This window comes from Dactylosporangium sp. NPDC051087 (assembly GCF_055586325.1).
This window is the reverse complement of sequence record NZ_JBVJIJ010000028.1, coordinates 1-22,418: the sequence shown is the minus strand read 5'-3', so window position 1 is coordinate 22,418 and position 22,418 is coordinate 1. Positions and strand designations below refer to the sequence as shown.

Sequence of the window (22,418 nt, the reverse complement as noted above, 5' to 3'; positions counted from 1 at the left end):
AGGAGGTGGCTATGCGACGACGAGCGTCAGCGGGTTGGTGTCGACGGTGGTGCCGTAGTTGAGCTTCACGGTGAGCGTGTAGGTGCCGGCGGCGACGTTCGTGGCGTCGAACTTCACCGACGCGTAGTCGTCGGCGCCGACGGGCAGGCCGGCCGCGTCGTTGAGCTGCGTGTAGGTCCGGTCGGCGGGGTAGCTGACGCCCAGCCCGGCGGGGCCGCCGGAGACGGTGATCTTCAGGTCGTCGACGCCGCCGCGGCGGGCCTGGAACACCAGCTGGCTCCACACCGGGGTCTTCTTCGGCACGGTCACCGTGCTGGTCTTCTGGACGACGCCGTCGCCGCTGACCAGGACGATCGGCAGGGTCGCGGTGGAGCTGCCGGTGCGGGCGGTGCCGACGCAGGTCGTCGCGCCGGCGGTCTTCTCGGTGTACGTGTAGTTCAGCGTGATCGGCGTGAGCGAGACCAGCGTGTTCGAGGTGACGGTGATGTTGAACGCCGCGTAGTCGACGCTGCCGGCCGAGAGCGAGTCGCCCTTCGACAGCGACGAGTAGGTCTTCGTGTTCGTGGGGTAGTTGACGGAGACGCCGGGCCCCGAGGCGGTGACCTTGACGTTGCAGATGTCGGCCGCCGCGCCCCACAGGGTGCTCACCCAGCCCGTCTGACCCAGCACCATCGGCGCGAGCAGCGGGATGGTCAGCCCGAGGCCGGGGGTCGCGGCGCTGGCCGGCGCGGCGGCGGGCAGGATGGCGGCCGCACCGGCGGCGCAGGCGAGAGCGATGGAGGCTGAACGGCGCATCGGAGAGGTCCTTCTCTGTCGGGACTTGGTGACGTCTGCCTGATCGGCGGCTCGGGGAGCGTGTTGAGCTAGCCGGTGAGCGCTATCCAGGTGTCGTACTGGTGCACCGCGATTCCCTCGAACGCGGCGTAGCGCTGCGCCGCACGGTCGACGTCGCTGAGCGTGGCCCGCATGGCGCTGTCGGTGCCGCCGTGGAAGGTGCAGTAGGCGCAGTCGCCGAGCGCCTGCGTCTCCGCGCCGAGCCGGGCCGGTTTCGCCGCCTCCCCGGCGCGGCGCAGCAGGTCGTCGGCGACGCCGAGCATGGAGTTGCCGCCGGTGGCGGTGTTGCGGTAGCTCATCACCGTGACGCCGTCGACCCGGGCGAGCACGGCGTCGGCCAGGTTCTCCCCGCCGACCTGCACGGTGGGCAGCCAGAACGGCACGTCCAGCTCGAGGGGCGGCCCGACCTGCGCCAGCTCGTCGAGCAGCCGCAGCAGCTGCGGCACGAGCACCGCCTGCTCCTGCTGCCACGTGGGCAGCAGGTAGGGCTCGACGTCGACGTGCAGCCCCCGGAACAGTCCGGTCGCGGCGGCGGCGCGGGCCCACGCGAGCGCGGTCGCGTGGTCCGTCGTCCAGTCCGGCTCGCCGCCGAGCGCGTCGAGCGTGATCCCGGCGTCGTCGCACAGCGCGCGGAGCCGGGTCAGCTCCGTGACGTCGGCGCGCGGGTCGTAGTACGCGAAGATCGTCGACACCGAGTGGGCGTTCGCCCAGGCCACGACGGTCTCCGGCGGCGCCCGGTCCCACAGCCACATGGCCCTGGTGCCGGGCGGGGCGACGCTGGTCTCCGGTGCGAGCGGCGGCAGCGTCCGGTGTACCGACGCCACCAGCAGACCAAGGGCCAGGACGACACCCAGGACGGGCCCCAGGACGGTGTCCGCGACGCCGCGCACGCGTGCCAGGACGCGGCGCGGGTCCGCCGGCGCCCGGTGCGCTGAGCCCGCCCACACGTCATCTGTTCGGCCGGTCGTGCCCGGCCCGAAGGATTTGGGTCACGTTGACGTCACTGGGAGCCGTGGGACACGATGAACCCCGAGCGGCCACAGGGAGGAACCCAGTGCGAGTCTGGGACGGTCCCGCCACTGTGACCGGGGAGCCTCCGTCCAGCACACGGGCCACGGCGGCGACCCGGGAAGTCAGACACTCCAGCCGCTCGTGCTTGTTGACCCAGCGGGCGCGGACCCGCTCGATAAGGATGTGCCCGTGACGTCGCCGTATCCGTTCTCGGCCGTGGTCGGCCTGCCAGACCTGCGCCTCGCCCTGCTGCTCACGGCCGTGTCCCCGGCGATCGGCGGGGTCCTCGTCCGGGGCGAGAAGGGCACCGCCAAGTCGACCGTCGTGCGGGGGCTGGCCACGCTGCTTCCCGAGGTCGACGTCGTCGCCGGCTGCCGCTTCGCCTGCGACCCCGCCGCCCCCGACCGGTCCTGCCCGGACGGCCCGCACTCCCTGGACGCGCCCGCCGCCCGGCGCCGGTCCGCGCTGGTCGAGCTGCCCGTCGGCGCCACCGAGGACCGGGTCGTCGGCACCCTCGACCTGCAGCGCGCCCTCGGCGACGGGGTCAAGGCCTATGAGCCGGGCCTGCTCGCCGCCGCGCACCGCGGTGTCCTCTACGTCGACGAGGTCAACCTCCTGCCCGACCACCTCGTCGACCTGCTCCTCGACGCGGCCGCGATGGGCCGCGCCCACGTCGAGCGCGACGGCGTCTCCGTCAAGCACGCCGCCCGCTTCCTCCTCGTCGGCACCATGAACCCGGAGGAGGGCGAGCCACGCCCGCAGCTCGTCGACCGGTTCGGCCTGGTCGTCGGCGTCGCCGCGCCCGCCACGGCGGCGCCCAGGGCCGAGGTCGTGCGGCGGCGGCTGGCGTACGAACTGGACCCCGACACCTTCGCGGCGCGCTACACGGAGGAGGACGCGGCCCTCGCCGCCCGGATCGCCGAGGCGCGGCGGGCGCTGCCGGCGGTGACGCTGCCCGACCGGCAGCTGGACCGGATCGCGCGGATCTGCCTGGCGTACCGGGTGGACGGCCTGCGCGCCGACATCGTCGTGGCCCGCACCGCGGTGGCCCTGGCCGCCTGGCACGGCCGGACGGTCGTGACGAAGGACGACCTGCGCGACGCGGCGAGGCTCGCCCTCCCGCACCGCCGCCGCCGCGACCCGCTCGACCCGCCGGGCGCCGACCAGGAACGCCTCGAGGAGATCCTCGACCAGGAGCTCAACGGCCCCGACGACGATCCCGACGAGGATCCCGACGCCGGTGGCCCGCCCCCGCGGGATCCACCCCCTGGGCCGGACGACCCGTCGCCCGATATTTCCGACACTCCGGATCTGTCCGCCGGAGAAGGCGACGGCCGGCCTCCGTCCCAACCCTCCGGGGGCGCCGACCGGCCTCCGTCCCGCCCCTCTTCAGGCACCTCCACCTCGCCCGACATTTCGGATACGTCTGGATCGGACGACACCGCCGCGCCGGAACAGGGCGACACCGGGTCGTCCGGGCAGCCGGCCACGCAGCCCGCAGGGGAGCTGGCGTTCGCGCAGGCGCCGTACAAGACCCGGCTGCTGAAGATCGGCGGCCGCGCCAACCGGCAGCAGGGCGCCCACGCCGGCCGCCGCTCGCCCGCCCACGGCCGGCACGGCAGGGTCGTGCGGTCCCGGCAGCCCAGCGGCGGCAAGCTCGTCAGCCTCCACCTGCCCGACAGCGTCCGCGCCGCCGCGCTGCGCGGGTCCCGCAGCGTCCACGCCCGCGACCTCCGCGAGGCCGTGAAGGTGGGCCGGGAGGCGAACCTGGTCCTGTTCGTCGTCGACGCGTCCGGGTCCATGGCGGCCCGCCGGCGGATGACCGTCGTGAAGACCGCCGTGCTGTCGCTGCTGCGCGACGCGTACCAGCGCAGGGACAAGGTCGGCATGATCACCTTCCGCGGCGCGGAGGCCACCGCCGTCCTCGAGCCGACGGCCAGCCACGAGGTCGGCGTCCTGCGCCTCGCCGAGCTGCGCACCGGCGGCCGCACGCCGCTCGCGGCGGGGCTGCGCCAGGCCGCGCGGACCCTGCACGGCGAGAAGCGCCGCGACGCCCGCCGCCGCCCGCTGCTCGTCGTCGTCACCGACGGCCGGGCGACCAGCGGCCCCGACCCGCTGACCGTCACGCCCGCGCTCGCCGGGATCCCGGCCGTCGTCGTGGACTGCGAGTCCGGGCCCGTGCGGCTCGGCCTCGCCCAGCGCCTCGCCCGTGCCTTGTCCGCCGACTGCCTCCCGCTGTCGGCACTGTCCACTGTGGGGAGTTGAGCCATGCCGCAGGGCAAGGTCGAGAGCGTGCCGGACGACGGGCTCACCACCCGCCAGCGCCGCCGGCAGCACATCCTGGCCGTCCACACAGGACAGGGCAAGGGCAAGTCGACGGCCGCGTTCGGGATGGCGCTGCGCGCGTGGAGCGCCGGCTGGCCGATCGCCGTGTACCAGTTCGTGAAGAGCCCGAAATGGCGCGTCGGCGAGGAGACCGCCCTCAAGGCGCTCGGCGAGACCGGCAAGGGCGGCACCGTCGTGTGGCAGAAGATGGGCGAGGGCTGGTCCTGGATCCAGCGCCCCGGCACCGACCGGGACCACGCCGCCGAGGCCGCCGAGGGCTGGGAGCAGATCAAACGCGACCTGGCCGCCGAGGCGCACCGCTTCTACGTGCTCGACGAGTTCACGTATCCGATGAAATGGGGCTGGGTCGACGTCGCCGACGTCGTCGCCACCCTGCGGGACCGGCCCGGCAACCAGCACGTCGTCATCACCGGCCGGGACGCGCACCCCGACCTCATGGACCTCGCCGACCTGGTCACCGACATGACGAAGGTCAAGCACCCGATGGACGCGGGGCGCAAGGGCCAGCAGGGCATCGAGTGGTAGCCAGGCTCGTCATCGCGGCACCCGCCTCCGGCCACGGCAAGACGACCGTGGCGACGGGGCTCCTCGCCGCGTTCGCCGCGCGGGGCCTGAAGGTGGCGCCGTTCAAGGTCGGCCCCGACTACATCGACCCCGGCTACCACGCCCTCGCCGCCGGTCGCCCCGGCCGCAACCTCGACCCGGTCCTCGTCGGCGAGGAGCGGATCGGGCCGCTGTTCGCGCACGGCTCCCGGGACGCCGACATCGCCGTGGTCGAGGGCGTCATGGGGCTGTTCGACGGGCGCACCGGCGCGGGCGAGTTCGGCTCGACCGCGCACGTGGCGAAGCTCCTCGACGCGCCCGTCGTCCTGGTCGTCGACGCCACCGCACAGGCCCGGTCGATCGCCGCGGTCGTGCACGGCTTCCGGTCGTTCGGCTCCGGCGTGCGCATCGCCGGCGTCGTGCTCAACCGGGTCGGCTCGGACCGGCACGAGCAGATCCTCCGCGACGCGTGCGCCGAGGTCGGCACCCCCGTCCTCGGGGTGCTGCGCCGGCACGACGCGGTCGCCGCCCCGTCCCGCCACCTCGGCCTGGTCCCCGTGGTGGAGCGGCACGCCGAGGCCGTCGAGTCGGTGCGCGCCCTGGCCGCCGTGGTCGCCGCGGGCGTCGACCTCGACGCGGTCCTCGCCGTCGCCCGCTCCGCACCGCCGCCGCCGGCGTGCGAACCGTGGTCGCCCGAGACCGGCGAACCGGTCGCCGGGCGGCCTGTCATCGCGGTCGCCGGCGGTCCCGCGTTCTCGTTCGGCTACGCCGAGACGGTCGAGCTGCTCACCGCCGCCGGCGCCGAGGTGTCCACAGTGGACCCGTTGCGGGACGAGGCGCTGCCGCCCGGCACCCGCGGACTCGTCGTCGGCGGTGGCTTCCCCGAGGTGTACGCCCAGCAGCTGTCCGACAACGCGCCGCTCCGCGCGGCGGTGGCGGCTCTCGCGGCCGGCGGCGGCGCGGTCGCGGCGGAGTGCGCCGGGCTGCTGTGGCTGGCCCGCACCCTCGACGGCAGACCGATGTGCGGCGTCCTGCCGGTCGACGCGGCCATGACCCCGAAGCTGACCCTCGGCTACCGCGACGCCGTCGCCGTCGCCGACAGTGTCCTGGCCGCGGCCGGCACCAGGGTCAGCGGTCACGAGTTCCACCGCACCGCCGTCACCCCGGCGTCCGGCGCCGACCCCGCGTGGGCGTGGCGGGGCGAGGCCGGCGCGGTGCGGGAAGGGTTCACCGCCGGGTCGGTGCACGCGTCGTACCTGCATCTGCACTGGGCCGGTGCCCCGCAGCTGGCCCGCCGGCTGGTCGCCGCATGCGCGTAGTCGTCGGCTTCGGCGCCCGGTCCACCGCCACGGCGGACGACGTCGAGGCGCTCCTGCCGCCGCTGGAGGACGCCACCGTCGTCGCGCTGTCCACAGTGGATGCACGGGCGGACCTCGCCCGGGAGGTCGCCGCGCGGCACGGCTGGGCCGTCGTCACCCACCCGGCCGACGCCCTCGCGGGGGTCGGCGTGCCGAACCCGTCCACCGTGGTCTCCGCCCACACCGGGACGCCGAGCGTCGCCGAGGCCGCGGCGCTGCTGACCGCCCGCACCGCCGGGTCGCCGGCCGCCCCGGCGGCGGTCCTGGCGGCGGTTCTGGTCGCCGCCAAACGGTCGTCGGACGTCGTCACCGTGGCCGTCGCCGCGGTCGCGCCCGACGTGACCGTCGTCGGGATCGGCGCCGACGGCCTGGAGTCCGTGTCCGCCGAGGGGCGCGCCGCCGTCGCCGCGGCCACCGTCGTGTTCGGCGGCGCCCGGCAGCTCGGCCTCGTCACCGCCGCCCAGACGACCGCCCAGCCGACCGCCCAGACGACCGCCCAGCCGACCGCCCAGACGACCGCCCAGCCGAGCGCCCGGACGATCGCCTGGCCGGCGCCGCTCGTACCGTCGCTGCCGCGGCTGCTCGCCGGGCACCACGCCGACCGGGTCGTGGTCCTCGCCAGCGGCGACCCCATGTACTACGGCATCGGCACCACACTCGTCCGGCTCCTCGGCGCGGGCCACGTGCACGTCGTGCCGCACCCGTCGTCGGTGTCCCTCGCCTGCGCGCGGCTCGGCTGGGCGCTCGACGACGTCGAGGTGGTCAGCGCCGTCGGCCGGTCCGTCGACGCGCTGCGCCGCGTCCTGCACGACGGGCGGAAGGTGCTCGTCCTCAGCTCCGGCGCCGCCACCCCGGCCGCGGTCGCCGCGATCCTCGCCGAGACCGGGTTCGGCGGCAGCGCCGTCACCGTGCTGGAGTCCCTCGGCGGACCCGGCGAGCGCGTCCATCGGGACGTCACCGCCGCCGGTCCGCTCAACGTCGTCGCCGTCGACTGCCGCGGCACCACGGGGACCCCGGTCGTCGCCGGGCTCACCGACGACTCGTACGCCAGCGACGGCCAGATCACGAAGCGCGAGATCCGCGCCGTCACCCTCGCCGCGCTCGGACCGCGCCCGGGCGAGCTGCTGTGGGACGTCGGCGCCGGATCCGGCAGCATCGCGATCGAATGGCTCCGCGCGCACCGCTCGTGCCGCGCCGTCGCCGTCGAACGCGACCCCGTCCGCGCCGGACGAGTCACCGCCAACGCCCGCAACCTCGGCGTCCCGCACCTGTCCACGGTGCTCGGTTCGGCGCCCGGCGCCCTCGACGGCCTCGACCCACCCGATGCCGTCTTCATCGGCGGCGGCTTCACCGCGGCAGGGGTGTTCGAGCGCTGCTGGTCGGCGCTGCGCCCCGGCGGCCGGCTCGTCGTCAACGCGGTCACCGTCGAGTCGGAGCGGCTCGTCGCCGACCTCCACGCGACGCACGGCGGCTCCCTGGTCCGGATCGCGGTCCAGCGCGCCGCGCCCGTCGGCGGATTCCTCGCCTGGCGGCCGATGATGCCGGTGACGCAATGGGTGGTGTGGAAATGACGGTGTACTTCATCGGTGCCGGACCGGGCGCCGCGGACCTCATCACGGTCCGCGGCCGGGACGTCCTCGCCCGGACGCCGGTCTGCCTCTACGCGGGCAGCCTCGTGCCGGTCGAGCTGCTCGACGTGTGCCCGCCGGGCGCCCGGCTCGTCGACACCGCGAACCTCGACCTCGACCAGATCCTCGCGGAACTGACCGCCGCCCACGCCGCCGGGCACGACGTCGCCCGCCTGCACTCCGGCGACCCGTCCGTGTTCAGCGCCATGGCCGAGCAGCTGCGCCGCCTCGACGCGGTGGGCGTGCCCTACGAGATCGTGCCCGGCGTGCCGGCGTTCGCCGCCGCGGCCGCCTCGCTGGGCCGCGAGCTGACCGTGCCGGGCGTCGCGCAGACCCTCATCCTGACCCGCACCGCCGCCCGCGCCACCCCGATGCCGCCCGGCGAGGAACTGTCCACCCTCGCCGCCAGCCGCGCCACGATCGTGCTGCACCTCGCCGTGCAGCGCATCGCCGTCCTCGTCGAGGAGCTGATCCCCTGGTACGGCGCGGACTGCCCGGCCGCCGTCGTCGCCCGCGCCAGCCGCCCCGACGAGGTGATCCTGCGCGGCACCCTCGCCGACATCGCCGGCCAGGTCGAGCAGGCGGGCATCCGGCGCACCGCGGTCATCGTCGTCGGCCGCGTCCTCACCGCCGAGGAGTTCCCCGACAGCCACCTCTACTCGACCACCCGCCCCCGCTAGCCCGTTCGGCCCTGTCGGAGCAGGCAGTCAGGTCCGTACACTCCTCGATGATCATCGGGGAGGATGTCTTGTCGTTCGCACTGTCGCGGCGCGCCGCCATGCGCGGGGCCGTCGCCGCCGCCACCGCGGCCGTCGTCGCGCCCACGGTCCTGAGCCGCCCGAACCCGGCCCGCGCGGCGCTGCCCGGCGGGCCCGGGAAAATCACCTACCGGAAGGTCAGCTCCGTCTGGATCGCGAACGCCGACGGCTCCGACGCCCGGGAGCTGATCCCGAGCGCGTTCGCCGGATCCGGCAACTGGGCACCGGACGGCAGCAGGTTCGTGTTTCCGTCGGACCCCGACGGTCCTGAGTCGGTCCGGCCCGACGGCACCGGCCGCTACGCGCTCATCCCGGGCAGCCGCCGGCCGGGGTACGAACCGGTCTACGCCTACGGCGGCCGGTACGTGATCTTCAACAACACGGGGCGGATCGACATCGCCAGCACCAGCGGGTCATGGTCGTCGAGCGAACCGCTGTTCGACGTTCCCCGCGACGGCGAGTTCGACATGAAGCCCGCGGTCGCGGCCGACGGCACCGTCATCTTCCAGCGCCACACCGGGCCGCTCGACTCGGGCTCCCACGAGGTCGGTGACATCTACCGGGTCGACAGCCCCACCGCCATCACGAAGATCATCACGGACGGCTGGGCCCCGGACTTCGCCCCGGACAGCACGCGGATCGCGTTCGTCCGCACGTACGGGCATCATCGCCAGATCTGGGTCGCCGACGCCGACGGCGGCAACCAGGTGCAGCTGACGACCGAGGAGAACACCGGCGGCAGCATCCGCAACCAGGACCCGGCCTGGTCCCCGGACGGCGGCTTCATGCTGTTCACCAGCTACGGCCCAGGGGGCTACGGGGACCCGCAGGTCAAGCGGATGAACCTGACGACCAAGGAGGTCGTCACGGTCGCCGAATACGGCACGCTGCCGACCTGGCAGCCGGTCACCAACAGCAATGTCGTCGAACGGGTCTGGGGTGCCACCGCGTTGGACACGGCGGTCGCCACCTCCCGCTACAACTGGGCGGACCACGGGGTCGACGACGGGATCCGGGGGCCGGCGAAGGTCGTCGTGCTGTCCCGGGACGACGTGTACCTCGACGCGCTCGGCGGATCCGCGCTCGCCGTGCGCAAGGAGGGGCCGCTGCTCATCACGCCGCCCGGTGGCCTGCACGCCAGCACCCGGGACGAGATCCGGCGCATCCTCGCGCCAGGCGGCACGGTGTACCTCCTCGGTGGCACCGTCGCACTGTCGGCGAAGGTGGAGAGCCAGGTCAAGGCCCTCGGCTACACCGTCGTGCGGCTGTGGGGCGCCACCGAGTACGACACCGCCATCGCCATCGCGAAGGAGATCGAGCCGAAGCCCAGGGCGGTCATCGTGGCCACCTCGCTGAAGTACTACGACGCGCTCGCCGCCGGCGCCGCCGCCGGTGCGAACCCCGGCACCGTCATCGTCCTCACGGCCGGCGACAGCATGCCTGCCGCGACCGCCGCATACCTGAACACGCTCGACCCCGACCCGGACACCGGCACCCGGATGATCGGCGTCGGCGGCCCCGGGGTCCGGGCGCTGCTCGGCGGCTACCAGGCCGACCAGATGCCGTCGTGGCCCGACCCGCTGTGGTACTGGCCCGTCTTCGGCGCGACGGAGTTCGAGACCGCGGTGGCCGTCGCCGACTTCTTCTTCGACGCCCCGCGCACCGCGGGCGTGGCGACCGCGACGACCTGGTTCGACGCCCTGACCGGCGGCGCGATGGTCGGCGCCAACGCCGCCCCGCTGCTGCTGTCCGCGCCCGGCGCGCTCAGCCCGGCGACCCGCGACTACCTGGCCCGCAACGCCGCTTCGCTCAAGTACGCGACGATGCTCGGCGGTGTGCTCGCGCTGAAGGACGCGCTCATCGCCCCGCTCGGCGACGCGATCTCGGGGCCCGGCGGGTACCGGTACGTCCAGTACACCGAGGACTACGTCCCGCCGGCCGCGCAGGCCCGGTCGCTGACCCGCACCACGCGTGAGCAGCGCGGCGGGCCCGCCGGCGGGCCTGCTACGGACGGGATCCCGGGCGCCGGGCGGCGGAAGCCGGCGCGGGCATGACGGACGACCCGTTCCTCGCCGCCGGCGACGTCGTGCAGTCGGACCATCCGGCGGTCCGGGCGGCGGCGGCCGGGTTGCGCCGGGGGCGGGACGACGCGGGGTTCGCGCGGGCCGCGTACGAGTTCGTGCGCGACGAGGTCCGGCACTCCTACGACGCCGGCGACCCCCGGGTCACGGTCACCGCCTCGGAGGTCCTGGAGCACCGCGTCGGGTTGTGCTATGCCAAGTCGCACCTCCTGGCGGCGCTGCTGCGGGCCGGGGGCGTCCCGGCGGGCCTGTGCTACCAGCGGCTGGCGACCGGCGACGGCGGGTTCGTGCTGCACGGCCTCGTCGCCGTGCGCCTCGGCGGCGCCTGGCACCGGCAGGACCCGCGCGGCAACAAGCCCGGCGTCGACGCGCAGTTCTCCCTCGACGGGCCGCGGCTCGCGTTCAGCGTCGACCCGGCGGCGGGGGAGCGCGACTACGAGCCCGTCTTCGCGTCCCCCGACCCGGGCGTCCTGGCCGCGCTGCGCGCCACGGGCGACGTGCTGACCGCGCCCCTGCCGGACTCCCTGATCACGCCGTGAAGGTGTCGGTACGGTCGCTCGCGGCCCCGGCCGGCGGCGCGACGGTCACGTCCGGGGTTGTCTGCGGCTCGCGGAGCGCGGCGGACAGCGCCGCCGCCACCAGGGGGACGATCGCCAGGGCGCCGAACGCGCCGCGCGGCCCGTGGTGCTCGGCGATGAGGCCGAGCAGCGGCATGCCGAGCCCGCCGGCGCTGACGGCCAGGCCGAGGGTGACCCCGGCGGCGGTGCCCGGCCGGGACGGCAGGTAGTCCTGGCCGAGCTTCACCAGCACCGCGAACGGGATGTTGGTGACCAGCCCCACGAGCAGCACCAGGGGCAGCGCGAGGTAGGGGTCCGGGCACAGCAGCAGGGCCACGATCGCGGGACCGAGCATGAGGTTGCCGAGCCGCACGGTGCGCACCAGGCCGATCCGGTCGGCGATCCGCCCGCCGGCGAGGGTGCCGAGGACGCCGCCGCCGAGCTGCAGGGCGAGGGCCACCCCGCCCAGAGCGCTGGAGGCGCCCAGCGAGTCGATCCAGTACAGGGCGACGAACGTGTTGACCCCGAACGACACCGCCGACCGGACGATCTCCACCGACGTCAGCACAGCGAACTGTCCCGGCCGGTCCCGGCCCGCCACCGCCGCCTTGGCGGCCGCCCGGCCCGTGACGCGGCGCTGGTGGCGGAGCAGGACGAACCCCATGAGCACGGCCGGCGGGATGAACAGCGCCGTCGCGCCGACGCCCCACGCGTCCAGGGCCGGGGTGGCGACGGCCGGCGCGACGAAGAACCCGACGCTGCCGCCCGCGGCGAAGTAGCTCATCGCGGTCGCGCTGGACCCGGCGGCGAGCCGGGCGTCCCGGCCGGCGGCCGGGTGGAACATGGCCACCCCGAGCCCGGACAGCAGCAGCAGCGCCCAGACGAGGGGATAGGACGGCGCGACGCCCGCCAGTCCGGCGCCGGTACCGGCGAGCGCCACCCCCACCGGCGACATCCACGGCATCCGCCGCCGGTCGGCGAGGACCCCGAACACCAGCTGCGGCAGGGAGCTGCCCAGCGCGGCCGCCATGGCGAGCCCGGCCGCGGCGACATAGCCGTAATGGCGGTCGAGCACGAAGTAGGGCACCGCGGCGGGCACGATGCCCTGGTAGAAGTCGTCGACGGCGTGCGCGGCCGCCCACACCCGCATGCGGCGCCACGGAGTCTGCTCATCAGGCACCCGTCCAAGATCGCAGCAGCGGTACGGTGCGGGCTTCCGGTATTCTGCCGTTCGATGTCGAACATCCGCCACATGCCGGTCGCGCCGACGAAGGCGTTCGAGCACGGGGCCGGGACGCACATCGACCGGCACCGCCACGACCAGCATCAGCTGGTGTATGTCAGCCGCGGGGTCATCGCCGTGCAGACCGAGGCCGGCGGGTGGGTCGCGGCGGCGGACCGGGCCGTGTGGATTCCCGCGGGCTGCTGGCACGAGCACCGCTTCCACGGCGCGAGCGCGTTCCACACCGTCGGGTTCCCGGTCGCCGACCCGCCGCTGCCGGTGGCCGCGCCGACCGTGGTCGCCGTCGGCCCGCTGCTGCGGGAGCTGCTCGTCGCCTGTACCGACGCGGAACTGCCGATCGAGGAGGAGCGGCGGATCCGGGCGGTGATCCGGGACCGCCTGCACCGGGCGCCGCAGGAGCCCGTCGCGCTGCCGACCGCCCGCGACGCCCGTCTCGCCGCGGCCTGCGCCGCCGCGGCGGACCGCCTGGAGGAGCCGCGGACCCTGTCGTCGCTGGCGCGGGAGGCGGGCGCGAGCGAGCGCACCCTCGCCCGGCTGTTCCGCGCCGAGTTCGGGATGACGTATCCGCAGTGGCGCACCAACGTCCGGGTCTACCGGGCGATGATCCTGCTCGCCGGGGGCCTGCCGGTGACGGCGGTCGCGCACCGGTGCGGGTTCGCGACGCCGAGCAGCTTCGTCGACACGTTCCGCCGGGCGACCGGCCGGACCCCAGGCGTCTACCGGTCCCGCGAACAGGCCGGCTGACCGCCGGCCCGTTCGTCACCGGTCGGTCAGGTGCAGTGCTTGAGCTTCGGCCGGATCGAGGCCGGCACGGTGTCCTGGCAGACGTTGTCGGTGCCGCCGATGAGCGCCGCCCACGCCTTCTTCGTGCCGTCGTACTTGAACACGACGACGGCGGTGTCCATCGCCTCGGGCTGCGTCAGGGCCGTCGCGTAGCCCTGGTAGCAGCTGATGTCCTTGAACCCCTTGCCGAGGATGATGGCCCCGGCGACCTCGGCGTTGGCCTGGAACGCCTTCTGCAGCGTGGCGGCGTCGACGGGGCAGCCCCCGCCGGTCGCGCCCCCGGCGGAGCCGGCCGCCGAGCCGGCCGCCGAGCTGGACGGTGCCGCCGCGCCGGACGTGGCGGCGGCAGGGGCGGTGCTGGACGCCGCCCCGGTGGCGGCCGGTGCCGCGGTGTCGGCCGGGTCCTCCGAGGAGCAACCGGCGAGGGCGATCGCCGCGACGGCGATCGGGAGCAGTGCTCGTGTCATCACACGCGGAATCCTGGCGCCTCCGAGGCCCGCGTGGTTGTCGGCTAGCGGACATCTACATTGGACAGACGGCGGATGTCAGGCGTTCTGCCGCAACAGCTTCCGCAGGTCGTACTCGTGGCCGTACCGGAGAGCCTTGAGCCGCTCGTCGACGGCGTGGACGGCGTCGGCGGGCAGGTCCCGGCGGATCCGCGCGCGCAGCACGACGCGCGCCAGGCAGTCGCCGGTCAGGGCGAGGAAGCCGGGGCCGCCCACGGGCTCCTCGACGGCCGGGAACCACGGCTCGTCGCGCAGCGCGTGCCACCAGTGTTCGGGCACGAACTCCTGCAGCATGTCCACCGCCGGGGCGAGCCATCCGTCGGGGGCGTAGCCGGTGCTGTCGACCCAGACCTCGCCCTCGTGGGGGCCGTTGAGGACCAGCCAGGCGTAGAGCTGGCTGCGGGTGCCGCCGAGGTGCAGCATCCCGTCCCTGGGCTCGCCGTCGATGTCGTAGAAGTCGTCCTCGTCCAGGTGGTCCGCGTCCTCGCCGAGCTCCTCGCGGTACTCCTCCAGCTCGTCGGGCGTGCCCGCCCAGGCGCGGGTCAGCGGGAACGGCGCGGTGCTGCACCGGAAGTAGTCCTCGGCCTCGTCCTGCTTCGACAGTGGCGTGCCGTACGCGGCCAGGGCCAGCAGCCCGGTGTCCGCGTCGCCGAACTCCAGCAGATAGCGGCGGTATCCCTCCGGCAGCCGCAGCCCGTTGCGCGCCTCGAATCCCTCCACTGTGGACGCTTCGAGGGGGGCCGGCCGCGCCTCGGGCCAGCCCAGCTCGTCGAGGCGGGCGAACAGCCCCCGGATCCGGGCAAGCCCCGGCTCGATGTCGGTCACGGCGCCGACCCTAACCGACGAGGACCGCGGCGGCGGTGGTGCGCCCTTCCGAGGTCAGTGCCGCTTGAGGCCGTCCAGGGCGACCTGCAGGATCCGGTCGCGCTGGGCCTCGTCGCGGTAACCGGCGGACATCAGGCCGCTGATCATCCGGACGGTGTCGTCGAAGGTGATGTCGGTGCGCACGGCGCCGGCCTGTTGGGCGCGGGTCATGAGGGGCTCGCCGACGCGGTAGATCTCCTCGCGGCAGGTGCGGAACATCGCCGAGTCGCGGTTCAGCGCCTCGTAGATGGCGCGTTTCGTCGCCACGTACGCCACGAACCGGTGCAGCCACGACGCGAGTGCGTCCCACGGGGGCAGGCCGGCGACGTCCTCGGCCGTCTGGCACAGCTGCTCGATCTCGCCGATGTACACGGTCTCGAACAGGTCCTGCCGGGTGGGGAAGTTGCGGTACAGCGTCCCGATCCCGACCCCGGCGCGCCGCGCGATGTCCTCCAGGGACGCGTCGGTGCCCTGCTCGGCGAAGGACTCCCGGGCGGCGGCCAGCAGGGCGTCGAAGTTGCGCCGGGCGTCCGCGCGTTGCGGACGGCGGACGGCGACGGGCGGATCGGCGGACATTGTGTTCTCCAGCACAGCGGTCAGATCAGGCAAAACTTTGAAGCGGAGGCGTCCCTCCACTAATGTGGAGGCGCACCTCCACTAATGTACCGCGTTCGAGGGAACCCGATGACAAGCGCACTCACCCTCAGCCCGCCACCCGTCGCCACCACACCACCGGTGCGCGCGGGGCGGTTCACCTTCGCCGCACTGGCGGCCGCGGCGGCCTCGTTCTCCATGCTCCAGTCGCTGGTCAGCCCGGTGCTGCCGACGATCCAGCACGACCTGCACACCAGCCAGAGCACCGTCACCTGGGTGCTGACCGCGTGGCTGCTCTCCGCCGCCGTGGCGACCCCGGTCATGGGGCGCATCGGCGACATGTACGGCAAACGCCGCACCCTCCTCGTCGCGCTCGCCGCCATCGTGGTCGGCTGTGTGATCGCCGCCGTGGCGCCCAACATCGGCGTCCTGATCGTGGGGCGGATCGTGCAGGGTCTCGGCGGGGCGGTGTTCCCCGTCTCGTTCGGCATCATCCGCGACGAGCTGCCGCCGGCCAGGGTGCCGTCCGCGATCGGCGGGCTGTCCGCGGTGATCGCCGTCGGCGGCGGCCTCGGCGTGGTCCTCGCCGGTCCGGTCGTCGCCGCGCTGGACTGGCGGGCGCTGTTCTGGATCCCCGCGCTGGTCGTGGCGGGCACGTTCGCCCTCGCCCTGCGGTTCGTCCGGGAGTCCCCGGTCACGGCGCACCGGGCCCGGATCAACTGGCTCGCCGGGGTGCTGCTGTCCGGGTGGCTGGTCGCCCTGATCCTGCCGCTGAGCAAGGCCCCGGTCTGGGGGTGGACGTCGGGGCGGGTCATCATCCCGCTGCTGCTGGCCCTTGTCCTGATCGCGGCGTGGGTACTGGTCGAGCTCCGCTCCGCGGAGCCGCTGATCGACATGCAGATGATGCGGCTGCCGGCGGTGTGGACCACCAACGCGGTGGCGCTGCTGTTCGGTGCCGGGATGTTCGCCACCTACGCGTTCCTGCCGCAGTTCCTGCAGACGCCGCGGTCCACCGGCTACGGCTTCGGCACCACCGTCACCGGTGCCGGGCTGGCGATGCTGCCGATGCTGGTCACGATGGCCGTCGCGGGGTTCGTGAGCGGGCCGCTGACCGTGTACGTGCCGAAGAAGGTCCAGCTGCTGCTCGGCACGGCGATCGCCGCGGTCTCGTGCGGCGGGCTGACCCTGTTCCACGGCGCCTACTGGCAGATCTTCGTGGCGACGGGTGCGTTCGGCGTCGGGCTCGGCCTGACCTTCACCGCGATGATCAACCTGATCGTGGCGACCGTCCCGGCCGGGCAGACCGCCGTGGCCAGCGGGATGAACGCCAACATCCGCACCATCGGCGGCTCCATCGGCGCGGCGGTCGCCAGCGCCATGATCACCGCCCACGCGTCCCCGTCCGGCGTACCGCTGGAGTCCGGCTACACGGCGGCGTTCGCGGTGCTGACCGCGATGCTCGCCCTCGCCACGGTGATCGCCGTCTTCGTCCCCCGGGCCCGGAAGGCCTGAGCCCGGGGGACGGGCGGCGGGGCTCAGCCCCGCGCGATCCAGACGTCGTCGAGGCTGCCGTGGAACTGGTCGTTGTCCAGGCCGTTGCCCTTGCCGCCGATGCTGAGCGGCACGGTGTTGACCACCGACAGCGTCGCCGGCAGGGTCGCCGAGCCGTGCTCCACGTCGTCGACGAGCAGGGTCAGCGAGGTGCCCGCCCGGCGGCATTCCAGGCGGTGCCAGGCGCCGTCGGACACCGACACGTCCGACATCGCCACGTGGATCGCGCGGACGGCCGCGTCGGCGAACACGCAGCTCGGGCGGCCGGCCGCGCCGTCGATCTGCAGCTTGTACTGGGTGCCGGACGCCGAGTACCCCTTCTGCACGATGTTCTGGCCGGAGCCGGTCTCCTTCTTCGTCAGGCGGACCGTCGCGCCGTAGCGCACCGGGCCGGTGCCGGGATTGAGCTCCGGGGCGTCGGGCGTCTGCAGCACCGCGTGCGGGCACTTCTTGCCCGCGCAGCGGGCCGGGAAGTTCGCCGCCCGGCCGGCGAGGCGCTCGGCGAGCCGGACCCGGCCGCCGTGCCCCGCCGACGAGGTGAGCGTGTGACCGTTGCCGGAGTCGTCGGCGACGGTCGCGCCGTTCGCCGCGGCGTCGAAGGTGTACCGGGCGACGATCACCGGTGCGGCGGGTGCGACCGGCGCGGCCGCCTCGGCGGGCTCGGCCGCGGGCCGGGCCGCCGCGGCGCCCGCCGGGCCTGCGCCACCGAGCGCGAAGAGCGCCACGCCGAGCATCGCCGCCGCACCCGCCGCCACCCTGACCGCCGGCCGGATGGCTCTCATCCGGCCGCCATGCGTGTTCCCCCATGTCTTCATGCCCGAAATGTGTCATATTGAGGCCGTAACCTCCGCGCATTTCCCCCAACGTGTCGGCTGCAATGCGTAACCGAACGGTTGACGCATGGTCACCCAAACCGGATGTCCGGACATGATCCCCCGGGTTCTGGGAAACTGAGGGCATGCGGGGGGCGGTGGCGTTGCTGGTCTTGTTGGCTCCCACCCCCGCCTACGCGCACGCACCCACGCAGGTGTCCGGGGCGCCCGCGGAGGTCTGCCGCATCACCGATCCGGCCGTGACCGAGGTGTCCGGCCTCGCCGTCACCCCGACGGGCTTCCTCGTGGAGAACGACAGCAATCCCGACCCCGCCAAGACCCGCGTCTTCACGCTCGACAAGGCGTGCAAGGTGACCGGCAGCGTCCAGTATCCGCGGACCGCCCGCGACCCCGAGGACCTCGCGGTCGACCGCAAGGGCACCGTGTGGATCGCCGACATCGGCGACAACAGTCCCCTGACCGGCGGCTCCGGCACCCGCCGCAGCACGATCGCGCTGTGGACCATGGCCGCCGGATCCAAACAGCTGAAGATCCACCGCCTGGTCTATCCGGACGGCGTGCCCCGCGACGCCGAGGCGCTGCTCATCGACGGCCAGGGCCGGCCGGTGATCGTCACGAAGGACCCCAACGGCGAGGTGTTCCGCCTCGACACGCCGCTGCCCACGGACAACACCGAGGGCGCGAAGCTCACCAAGGTCGGCGTGTTCCAGCCGCAGCGCACCGGCACGTCCAACCCGTGGGGCTTCCTCGGCGTCGCCTGGGTCACCGGCGGCGCCGTGTCCGCCGACGGCACCCGCGCCGTCGTGCGCACCTATTCCGACGCCTACGAGTTCGAGGTGACCGGCGGCGACGTCGCCAAGGCGATCACCACCGGCAAGCCGACGGTCACCGCACTGCCCGACGAGCCGCAGGGCGAGGCGATCGCCTACACCGCCGACGGGACAGGCCTGCTCACCGTCTCCGACCAGGACGGTCCGGCGGTGATCCTGCGCTATCCCAGCGCCCTGAAACCACCGCCCCCGAGCCGCGCCGCACCGTCGGCGACACACGCCGCCGCCGCGCCGCCGCCGAAGCAACCCGCCCGCTCCGCGACCCGCGCCCCGCTGCTGCTCGGCGCGTTCACCGTCGTAGCGTTGATGCTGGTGGCGGCGGTCGCGCGACGCGCCAGAAAGCGATGAAGCACCCACGGTGTCGACGCGGGAGCGCTCACATGACACGATTCACCGACAGCAGGAGTCGGGGGAGGGGTTCGCGGCGGTGGTGCGCATCGAGGTCGAGCGGGCCACGACCCGTGACATGCGCCGGCGCAACCGGTCCACGCTGCTGTCCGAGCTGTTCTTCCGCGGGCCGCTGAGCCGCCACGACCTGAGCCGGATCACCGGGCTGAGCGCCGCGACCGCCAGCAGCGTCACCGCCGAGCTGCTCCAGGAAAACCTCATCGTCGAGGCCGGCCAGATCGACTCCGACGGCGGCCGCCCGCGCGTCCTGCTGCGCGTCAACCCCGACTTCGGCCGCCTCGTCGGCGCCGACGTCGGCGAGACCGGCGTCAAGGTCGAGCTGTTCGACCTGTCCATGCAGCGCCTCGCCGCCGTCGACGAGCCGCTGCCCTCCTCCCGGCCCGCCCCCGAAGCCGTCGCCGGGCAGGTCCTCGCCGGCATCCGCGAGGTCCTCGGCGACACCGACCCCGCCGACGTCATCGGCGTCGGCATCGGCGTGCCCGGCACCGTCGAGCAGTCCGACCCCGTCCGCGTCCACGCCCCCACCATCGGCTGGCGCGGCACCTCCCTCGACGGCCTGCTCCGCGCCGGCGGCGTGACCGCACCCCTCTTCGTCGAAAACGGCGCGAAGTCCCTCGGCCAGGCCGAGATGTGGTTCGGCGCCGGCCGCGGCGCCGCCAACGCCGTCATCGTCCTCGTCGGCTCCGGCGTCGGCGCCGCCGTCATCACCAACGGCACCCTCTACCGCGGCGCCAGCAGCAGCGCCGGCGAATGGGGCCACACCACCGTCGTCTACGGCGGCCGCCAGTGCCGGTGCGGCGCCCGCGGCTGCCTCGAGGCCTACGTCGGCGCCGAAGGCATCCTCGACCGCTACCAGCAGCTCGACCCCACCCACGTCCGCACCACCGACGAGCTCGCCGACGTCGCCGCCCTCATCGCCGCCGGCACCTCCGAGGCCGACGCCATCCTCACCGAGACCGCCGGCATGCTCGGCGCCGGCATCGGCAACCTCGTCAACCTTTTCAACCCCGAGCGTGTCGTCCTCGGCGGCTGGGCCGGCCTCGCCCTCGGCGCCCGCCTCCTGCCCCAGATCCGCGAGGCCGCCGGCGAGCAGGCACTGGAGCACCCCTTCGGCCAGGTGTCGATCGAGCTGTGCGAGCTGGGCCCGGATGCCGTCGCCTTCGGCGCGGCAACCCTGCCGATGGCCGAGCTGCTCCGCCGCGCCTCCCGCCCCTGACACCTCCCACCGCAGTCTCTCTACGCCGGGCTGGAGTGCCGGGCCGGCGGCCGCCGACGATCACGGTTAACGCGACAGCGAGCCCGCACCTATCGACGTCAAGCCGACAAGCAACTAGTAGTCGCCGTGCACTGCACCGCCGCCCGCCGGCCCGGCCGATCAGGCGTCGAACGCCGGCAGCCACATTACGAAGAGATCTGCCCAACACGCCGGGTGGTCGTGTTCCTATCAGTGGTCCGTAGGCGCCGCCCGTTCCGCCGACCACACCCCGATGCAGTCGGGGTGTGGTCGGCCCAAACGCTTGTCCAGTGGCCGATGCTTCCCCCAGATGTGGGTACCTCGACGATGGGGCGGTCACCGCGATTGGAGGTGGATGTGCTGGTGAATTCCGACGATGGCGCACATCATTCGCCGCCAGGTCATCCGCCGGTTGACGCTCACCGCACGTCGCCCGATCCGCCGGAGCGACGGTCGAGGCGCTCGGCGCGATGGCAGCCAACGAACGGCGCCGACGACGACGCGAACGTCGGTGCCCGCACCTGGTCCCGGGGGCCCTTCCGGGCTTGCTCGAGCGCCCGCCCGGCGATGTTCTTGCCGATGACGTCGAGCTCTTGCTCAGCGAACTGTGCAACAACGCCGTCCAGCACGGCGATGGTCTCGATACGGTCCACCTGTATTGCACCCCGACTACCCTGCGGGTCACGGTCAGCGACCACAGCTCTGCGCCGCCTGTGCTGCACGATCGCACCGAAACCGACGTCGGAGTGTGTCTTGAGCATGGACGGGGGCTCGTCGTCGTCCAAGCGGTCGCCACCCGGTGGGGTGTCGATCAGCATGGAGGTAACGGGAAAGGCATCTGGTTCGAACTGCCTATTCACCGAAGACCAGTACCTACGGCTGACTGAGCCCGGCGGGCCACCCGAGGCGGTTGGCGCAAATGGGGTGCTCGTCTTACGTGCGTTCCGACGCGATCTCGTGCATGCCGCGGGGGCTGGTGGGCATCGGCGTCGGTAGCGGCGTTGCTGCCGCCGTACATCAGGCGCCTGTATCGATGTCCGGCAGTTGCGGTGCCGTGGCGGCCGATACGACAAGGTCAAACGGCGTTCGTAGACGCTGCATCGCTGCTTCGGCGGTGCTTTTGGGGGTGATTGGCGTGTCGTCATCATCGGTCGCCGCGGGTGGTACGAACAAAGCCATACTCGTTTCCACGCTCGACAGCACGTTGGGTCCCCTTCGGTTTGATTGCCGTGCCGCTAATACCCGTCGGGCCAGTGCATCATGCATCGTGCCAGGACCGACCTTGCCGCCAACGTGCTCTGGGACAATGACCGCTCGTGTGCGGTTGCTGCCGACTCTGGACGCCGTCCCCAACGCGGTGGTGCTCGCCGACAGGTGCTCCTGCCGTATCCAGGTTGCCGACCCTGCGCGACCGTTGGTCACTGCGACTCGAACCAGAGCTGGCAGGCCTCACCGGCGGTGCCCGAGGCGTACTTCGTGTTCGAGGAGATCACCGTGAAGCTGGGGTACCTGCCTTCACCGCTGAACGCGTCGAACATGAGCTTGCCGTCGGTCTGGGCGTTGACCCAGAACCGGTAGCCCTTGCCGTTGACACTGCGGCCGAAGACCCACTGCCAGACCTGGGTCGCAGCCCCGCCGGCGGCGCAACTCTTCAGCTCAACACTGCCTCGCTAACGACGGCGCCGACCCTGCCGGCCGACCGTGCCGACGGAACCACATTGCGCTACCACGCCGTCTTTGGCGACCTCGGCGAACGACTCCGTTAGGCAGGATACCGCCGTGCCCACGCCCGCCGACACGGTGTCACCGCCACGCACGATAAGGGTCGAGCCGTGCGGTTGTGCTGGTTCCCGCAGGCGTCGGGGACGGGGAGCCATTGTGGCGTCAGTTGGCTTCTGGCGGACGCCAGCGGGGCGGACGACCTTCGCTGGACTGTAATTCCAGCGAAGGTCGGCACGTGCCGTCGCGCACGACGCGCTTACCGGGCGTCCGAGGCGTGAACGAGGCGCAGACGCGGAGCGCGGCGTCGGACACGCCGCGCTCCGTGCGATCTGCTCAGGACGGCTGCCAGATCAGCTTAGGGCGTCCTTGACGTTGCGGGCCGCGTCCTTGACCTTGTCCCCCGCCTGCTTGACCTTCGCGGAGCCCTGTTCGGACCGACCTTCGGCCTCGAGCCGTTCGTCGTCGGTGGCCTCGCCGCTTTTCTGCTTGACAGTGCCTTTCGCCTCTTCGGCCTTGTGCTGAGCCTTGTCCCGGAAACTCATCACGCCTCCTTCCGGCGGTAGACGTGCCGATGCGCAAAGCACCAGCACCTAGTGCGCGTCCAACTGCCCCGACCGGCAGCGCCGAAACGTCCAGAGGTGTCGCCGCTTCCTGAAGACTGACCCCTAGCGGATTTTTGAATCTTGACCCCTCCTCTTTGAGGATCTTGGAGGGTGTTGAGCGTGGAGGACTGG

General features: G+C 73.4%; 21 protein-coding genes and 1 riboswitch. Of the genes, 12 read left to right on the top strand and 9 right to left on the bottom strand.

Features of this window, described 5'->3' with window-relative positions; genetic code table 11:
- Nucleotides 1-9 precede the first annotated feature (9 nt).
- Nucleotides 10-795: a hypothetical protein gene (locus tag ACZ6TV_RS41650; RefSeq protein WP_465304629.1), complete on the bottom strand. Its 786-nt coding sequence runs from the start codon at nucleotides 793-795 to the stop codon at nucleotides 10-12.
- A 68-nt stretch (nucleotides 796-863) separates the two neighbouring features.
- Entirely contained in the window at nucleotides 864-1,724 is an 861-nt protein-coding gene (locus ACZ6TV_RS41645) for a hypothetical protein (protein ID WP_465304627.1), read from the bottom strand.
- 127 nt (nucleotides 1,725-1,851) lie between these two features.
- Nucleotides 1,852-1,999: riboswitch (cobalamin riboswitch) on the top strand.
- 35 nt (nucleotides 2,000-2,034) lie between these two features.
- Here ACZ6TV_RS41645 and ACZ6TV_RS41640 point away from each other — a divergent pair.
- The 7 genes from ACZ6TV_RS41640 to ACZ6TV_RS41610 all read left to right on the top strand — a co-directional run bounded on the left by ACZ6TV_RS41640 (nucleotide 2,035) and on the right by ACZ6TV_RS41610 (nucleotide 11,098).
- Entirely contained in the window at nucleotides 2,035-4,110 is a 2,076-nt protein-coding gene (locus tag ACZ6TV_RS41640) for a VWA domain-containing protein (RefSeq protein ID WP_465304625.1), read from the top strand.
- A 3-nt stretch (nucleotides 4,111-4,113) separates the two neighbouring features.
- On the top strand, nucleotides 4,114-4,716 hold the full coding sequence (gene cobO, locus ACZ6TV_RS41635) for a cob(I)yrinic acid a,c-diamide adenosyltransferase (protein ID WP_465304623.1): 603 nt from the start codon (nucleotides 4,114-4,116) through the stop codon (nucleotides 4,714-4,716).
- A complete protein-coding gene (locus ACZ6TV_RS41630; RefSeq protein WP_465304621.1) occupies nucleotides 4,710-6,053 on the top strand; it encodes a cobyrinate a,c-diamide synthase in 1,344 nt (447 codons plus the stop codon). Before cobO ends, ACZ6TV_RS41630 begins: the two co-directional genes overlap by 7 nt.
- Nucleotides 6,044-7,663, top strand: a complete 1,620-nt coding sequence (gene cbiE, locus ACZ6TV_RS41625) for a precorrin-6y C5,15-methyltransferase (decarboxylating) subunit CbiE (RefSeq protein WP_465304619.1) — start codon at nucleotides 6,044-6,046, stop codon at nucleotides 7,661-7,663. Before ACZ6TV_RS41630 ends, cbiE begins: the two co-directional genes overlap by 10 nt.
- Nucleotides 7,660-8,400: a precorrin-4 C(11)-methyltransferase gene (cobM, locus tag ACZ6TV_RS41620; protein WP_465304617.1), complete on the top strand. Its 741-nt coding sequence runs from the start codon at nucleotides 7,660-7,662 to the stop codon at nucleotides 8,398-8,400. The genes cbiE and cobM overlap by 4 nt, the downstream gene beginning before the upstream one ends.
- Nucleotides 8,401-8,468: 68 nt before the next feature.
- Nucleotides 8,469-10,532: a cell wall-binding repeat-containing protein gene (locus ACZ6TV_RS41615; protein ID WP_465304615.1), complete on the top strand. Its 2,064-nt coding sequence runs from the start codon at nucleotides 8,469-8,471 to the stop codon at nucleotides 10,530-10,532.
- Nucleotides 10,529-11,098, top strand: a complete 570-nt coding sequence (locus tag ACZ6TV_RS41610; protein ID WP_465304614.1) for a transglutaminase-like domain-containing protein — start codon at nucleotides 10,529-10,531, stop codon at nucleotides 11,096-11,098. The genes ACZ6TV_RS41615 and ACZ6TV_RS41610 overlap by 4 nt, the downstream gene beginning before the upstream one ends.
- Here ACZ6TV_RS41610 and ACZ6TV_RS41605 read toward each other — a convergent pair.
- Nucleotides 11,088-12,296, bottom strand: a complete 1,209-nt coding sequence (locus ACZ6TV_RS41605; RefSeq protein ID WP_465304612.1) for an MFS transporter — start codon at nucleotides 12,294-12,296, stop codon at nucleotides 11,088-11,090. The two genes, ACZ6TV_RS41610 and ACZ6TV_RS41605, sit on opposite strands and share 11 nt — an antisense overlap.
- Nucleotides 12,297-12,350: 54 nt before the next feature.
- Between ACZ6TV_RS41605 and ACZ6TV_RS41600 the strand changes: the two genes are divergently transcribed.
- Nucleotides 12,351-13,103 carry an AraC family transcriptional regulator gene (locus tag ACZ6TV_RS41600; protein ID WP_465304610.1) on the top strand — a complete coding sequence of 251 codons (753 nt, stop codon included), beginning with the start codon at nucleotides 12,351-12,353 and terminating at the stop codon, nucleotides 13,101-13,103.
- A gap of 26 nt (nucleotides 13,104-13,129) precedes the next feature.
- Here ACZ6TV_RS41600 and ACZ6TV_RS41595 read toward each other — a convergent pair whose 3' ends face one another.
- From ACZ6TV_RS41595 to ACZ6TV_RS41585, 3 genes are all read right to left on the bottom strand, one after another.
- The gene (locus ACZ6TV_RS41595; RefSeq protein WP_465304608.1) at nucleotides 13,130-13,609 is read right to left on the bottom strand and encodes a hypothetical protein; all 480 of its coding nucleotides are present in this window, start codon (nucleotides 13,607-13,609) and stop codon (nucleotides 13,130-13,132) included.
- A 78-nt stretch (nucleotides 13,610-13,687) separates the two neighbouring features.
- On the bottom strand, nucleotides 13,688-14,473 hold the full coding sequence (locus ACZ6TV_RS41590; protein WP_465304606.1) for an SMI1/KNR4 family protein: 786 nt from the start codon (nucleotides 14,471-14,473) through the stop codon (nucleotides 13,688-13,690).
- A gap of 54 nt (nucleotides 14,474-14,527) precedes the next feature.
- Complete coding sequence (locus tag ACZ6TV_RS41585) at nucleotides 14,528-15,088, bottom strand: TetR/AcrR family transcriptional regulator (RefSeq protein WP_465304604.1); 561 nt, start codon at nucleotides 15,086-15,088, stop codon at nucleotides 14,528-14,530.
- A gap of 108 nt (nucleotides 15,089-15,196) precedes the next feature.
- Here ACZ6TV_RS41585 and ACZ6TV_RS41580 point away from each other — a divergent pair, with 108 nt between their 5' ends.
- Nucleotides 15,197-16,618 (top strand): MFS transporter, encoded by a 1,422-nt coding sequence (locus ACZ6TV_RS41580; RefSeq protein ID WP_465304602.1) that lies wholly within the window; start codon nucleotides 15,197-15,199, stop codon nucleotides 16,616-16,618.
- 23 nt (nucleotides 16,619-16,641) lie between these two features.
- On the opposite strand, the gene ACZ6TV_RS41575 is transcribed toward ACZ6TV_RS41580, so the two are convergent.
- Entirely contained in the window at nucleotides 16,642-17,439 is a 798-nt protein-coding gene (locus tag ACZ6TV_RS41575) for a LamG-like jellyroll fold domain-containing protein (RefSeq protein ID WP_465304600.1), read from the bottom strand.
- Between the two features lie 176 nt (nucleotides 17,440-17,615).
- Here ACZ6TV_RS41575 and ACZ6TV_RS41570 point away from each other — a divergent pair, with 176 nt between their 5' ends.
- The 3 genes from ACZ6TV_RS41570 (at nucleotide 17,616) to ACZ6TV_RS41560 (ending at nucleotide 20,849) form a co-directional block, all read left to right on the top strand.
- On the top strand, nucleotides 17,616-18,668 hold the full coding sequence (locus ACZ6TV_RS41570; protein ID WP_465304598.1) for a hypothetical protein: 1,053 nt from the start codon (nucleotides 17,616-17,618) through the stop codon (nucleotides 18,666-18,668).
- Between the two features lie 79 nt (nucleotides 18,669-18,747).
- Nucleotides 18,748-19,944, top strand: a complete 1,197-nt coding sequence (locus ACZ6TV_RS41565) for an ROK family protein (protein WP_465304596.1) — start codon at nucleotides 18,748-18,750, stop codon at nucleotides 19,942-19,944.
- Nucleotides 19,945-20,432: 488 nt separating this feature from the next.
- Nucleotides 20,433-20,849, top strand: coding sequence for an ATP-binding protein (locus ACZ6TV_RS41560; RefSeq protein ID WP_465304594.1), 417 nt, complete (start codon nucleotides 20,433-20,435; stop codon nucleotides 20,847-20,849).
- Nucleotides 20,850-20,979: 130 nt separating this feature from the next.
- On the opposite strand, the gene ACZ6TV_RS41555 is transcribed toward ACZ6TV_RS41560, so the two are convergent.
- Nucleotides 20,980-21,165, bottom strand: coding sequence for a hypothetical protein (locus tag ACZ6TV_RS41555; protein WP_465304592.1), 186 nt, complete (start codon nucleotides 21,163-21,165; stop codon nucleotides 20,980-20,982).
- Nucleotides 21,166-22,034: 869 nt separating this feature from the next.
- Entirely contained in the window at nucleotides 22,035-22,226 is a 192-nt protein-coding gene (locus tag ACZ6TV_RS41550; protein ID WP_465304590.1) for a CsbD family protein, read from the bottom strand.
- Nucleotides 22,227-22,418: the final 192 nt, after the last annotated feature.

Coding starts and splice junctions, on each gene's coding strand:
- ACZ6TV_RS41650 (WP_465304629.1), bottom strand. CDS start 795: ATGCGCCGTTCAGCCTCCATCGCTCTCGCCTGCGCCGCCGGTGCGGCC.
- cobO (WP_465304623.1), top strand. CDS start 4,114: ATGCCGCAGGGCAAGGTCGAGAGCGTGCCGGACGACGGGCTCACCACC.
- cbiE (WP_465304619.1), top strand. CDS start 6,044: ATGCGCGTAGTCGTCGGCTTCGGCGCCCGGTCCACCGCCACGGCGGAC.
- cobM (WP_465304617.1), top strand. CDS start 7,660: ATGACGGTGTACTTCATCGGTGCCGGACCGGGCGCCGCGGACCTCATC.
- ACZ6TV_RS41610 (WP_465304614.1), top strand. CDS start 10,529: ATGACGGACGACCCGTTCCTCGCCGCCGGCGACGTCGTGCAGTCGGAC.
- ACZ6TV_RS41600 (WP_465304610.1), top strand. CDS start 12,351: ATGTCGAACATCCGCCACATGCCGGTCGCGCCGACGAAGGCGTTCGAG.
- ACZ6TV_RS41595 (WP_465304608.1), bottom strand. CDS start 13,609: ATGACACGAGCACTGCTCCCGATCGCCGTCGCGGCGATCGCCCTCGCC.
- ACZ6TV_RS41585 (WP_465304604.1), bottom strand. CDS start 15,088: ATGTCCGCCGATCCGCCCGTCGCCGTCCGCCGTCCGCAACGCGCGGAC.
- ACZ6TV_RS41580 (WP_465304602.1), top strand. CDS start 15,197: ATGACAAGCGCACTCACCCTCAGCCCGCCACCCGTCGCCACCACACCA.
- ACZ6TV_RS41575 (WP_465304600.1), bottom strand. CDS start 17,439: ATGAGAGCCATCCGGCCGGCGGTCAGGGTGGCGGCGGGTGCGGCGGCG.
- ACZ6TV_RS41570 (WP_465304598.1), top strand. CDS start 17,616: ATGCGGGGGGCGGTGGCGTTGCTGGTCTTGTTGGCTCCCACCCCCGCC.
- ACZ6TV_RS41560 (WP_465304594.1), top strand. CDS start 20,433: ATGGCAGCCAACGAACGGCGCCGACGACGACGCGAACGTCGGTGCCCG.
- ACZ6TV_RS41550 (WP_465304590.1), bottom strand. CDS start 22,226: ATGAGTTTCCGGGACAAGGCTCAGCACAAGGCCGAAGAGGCGAAAGGC.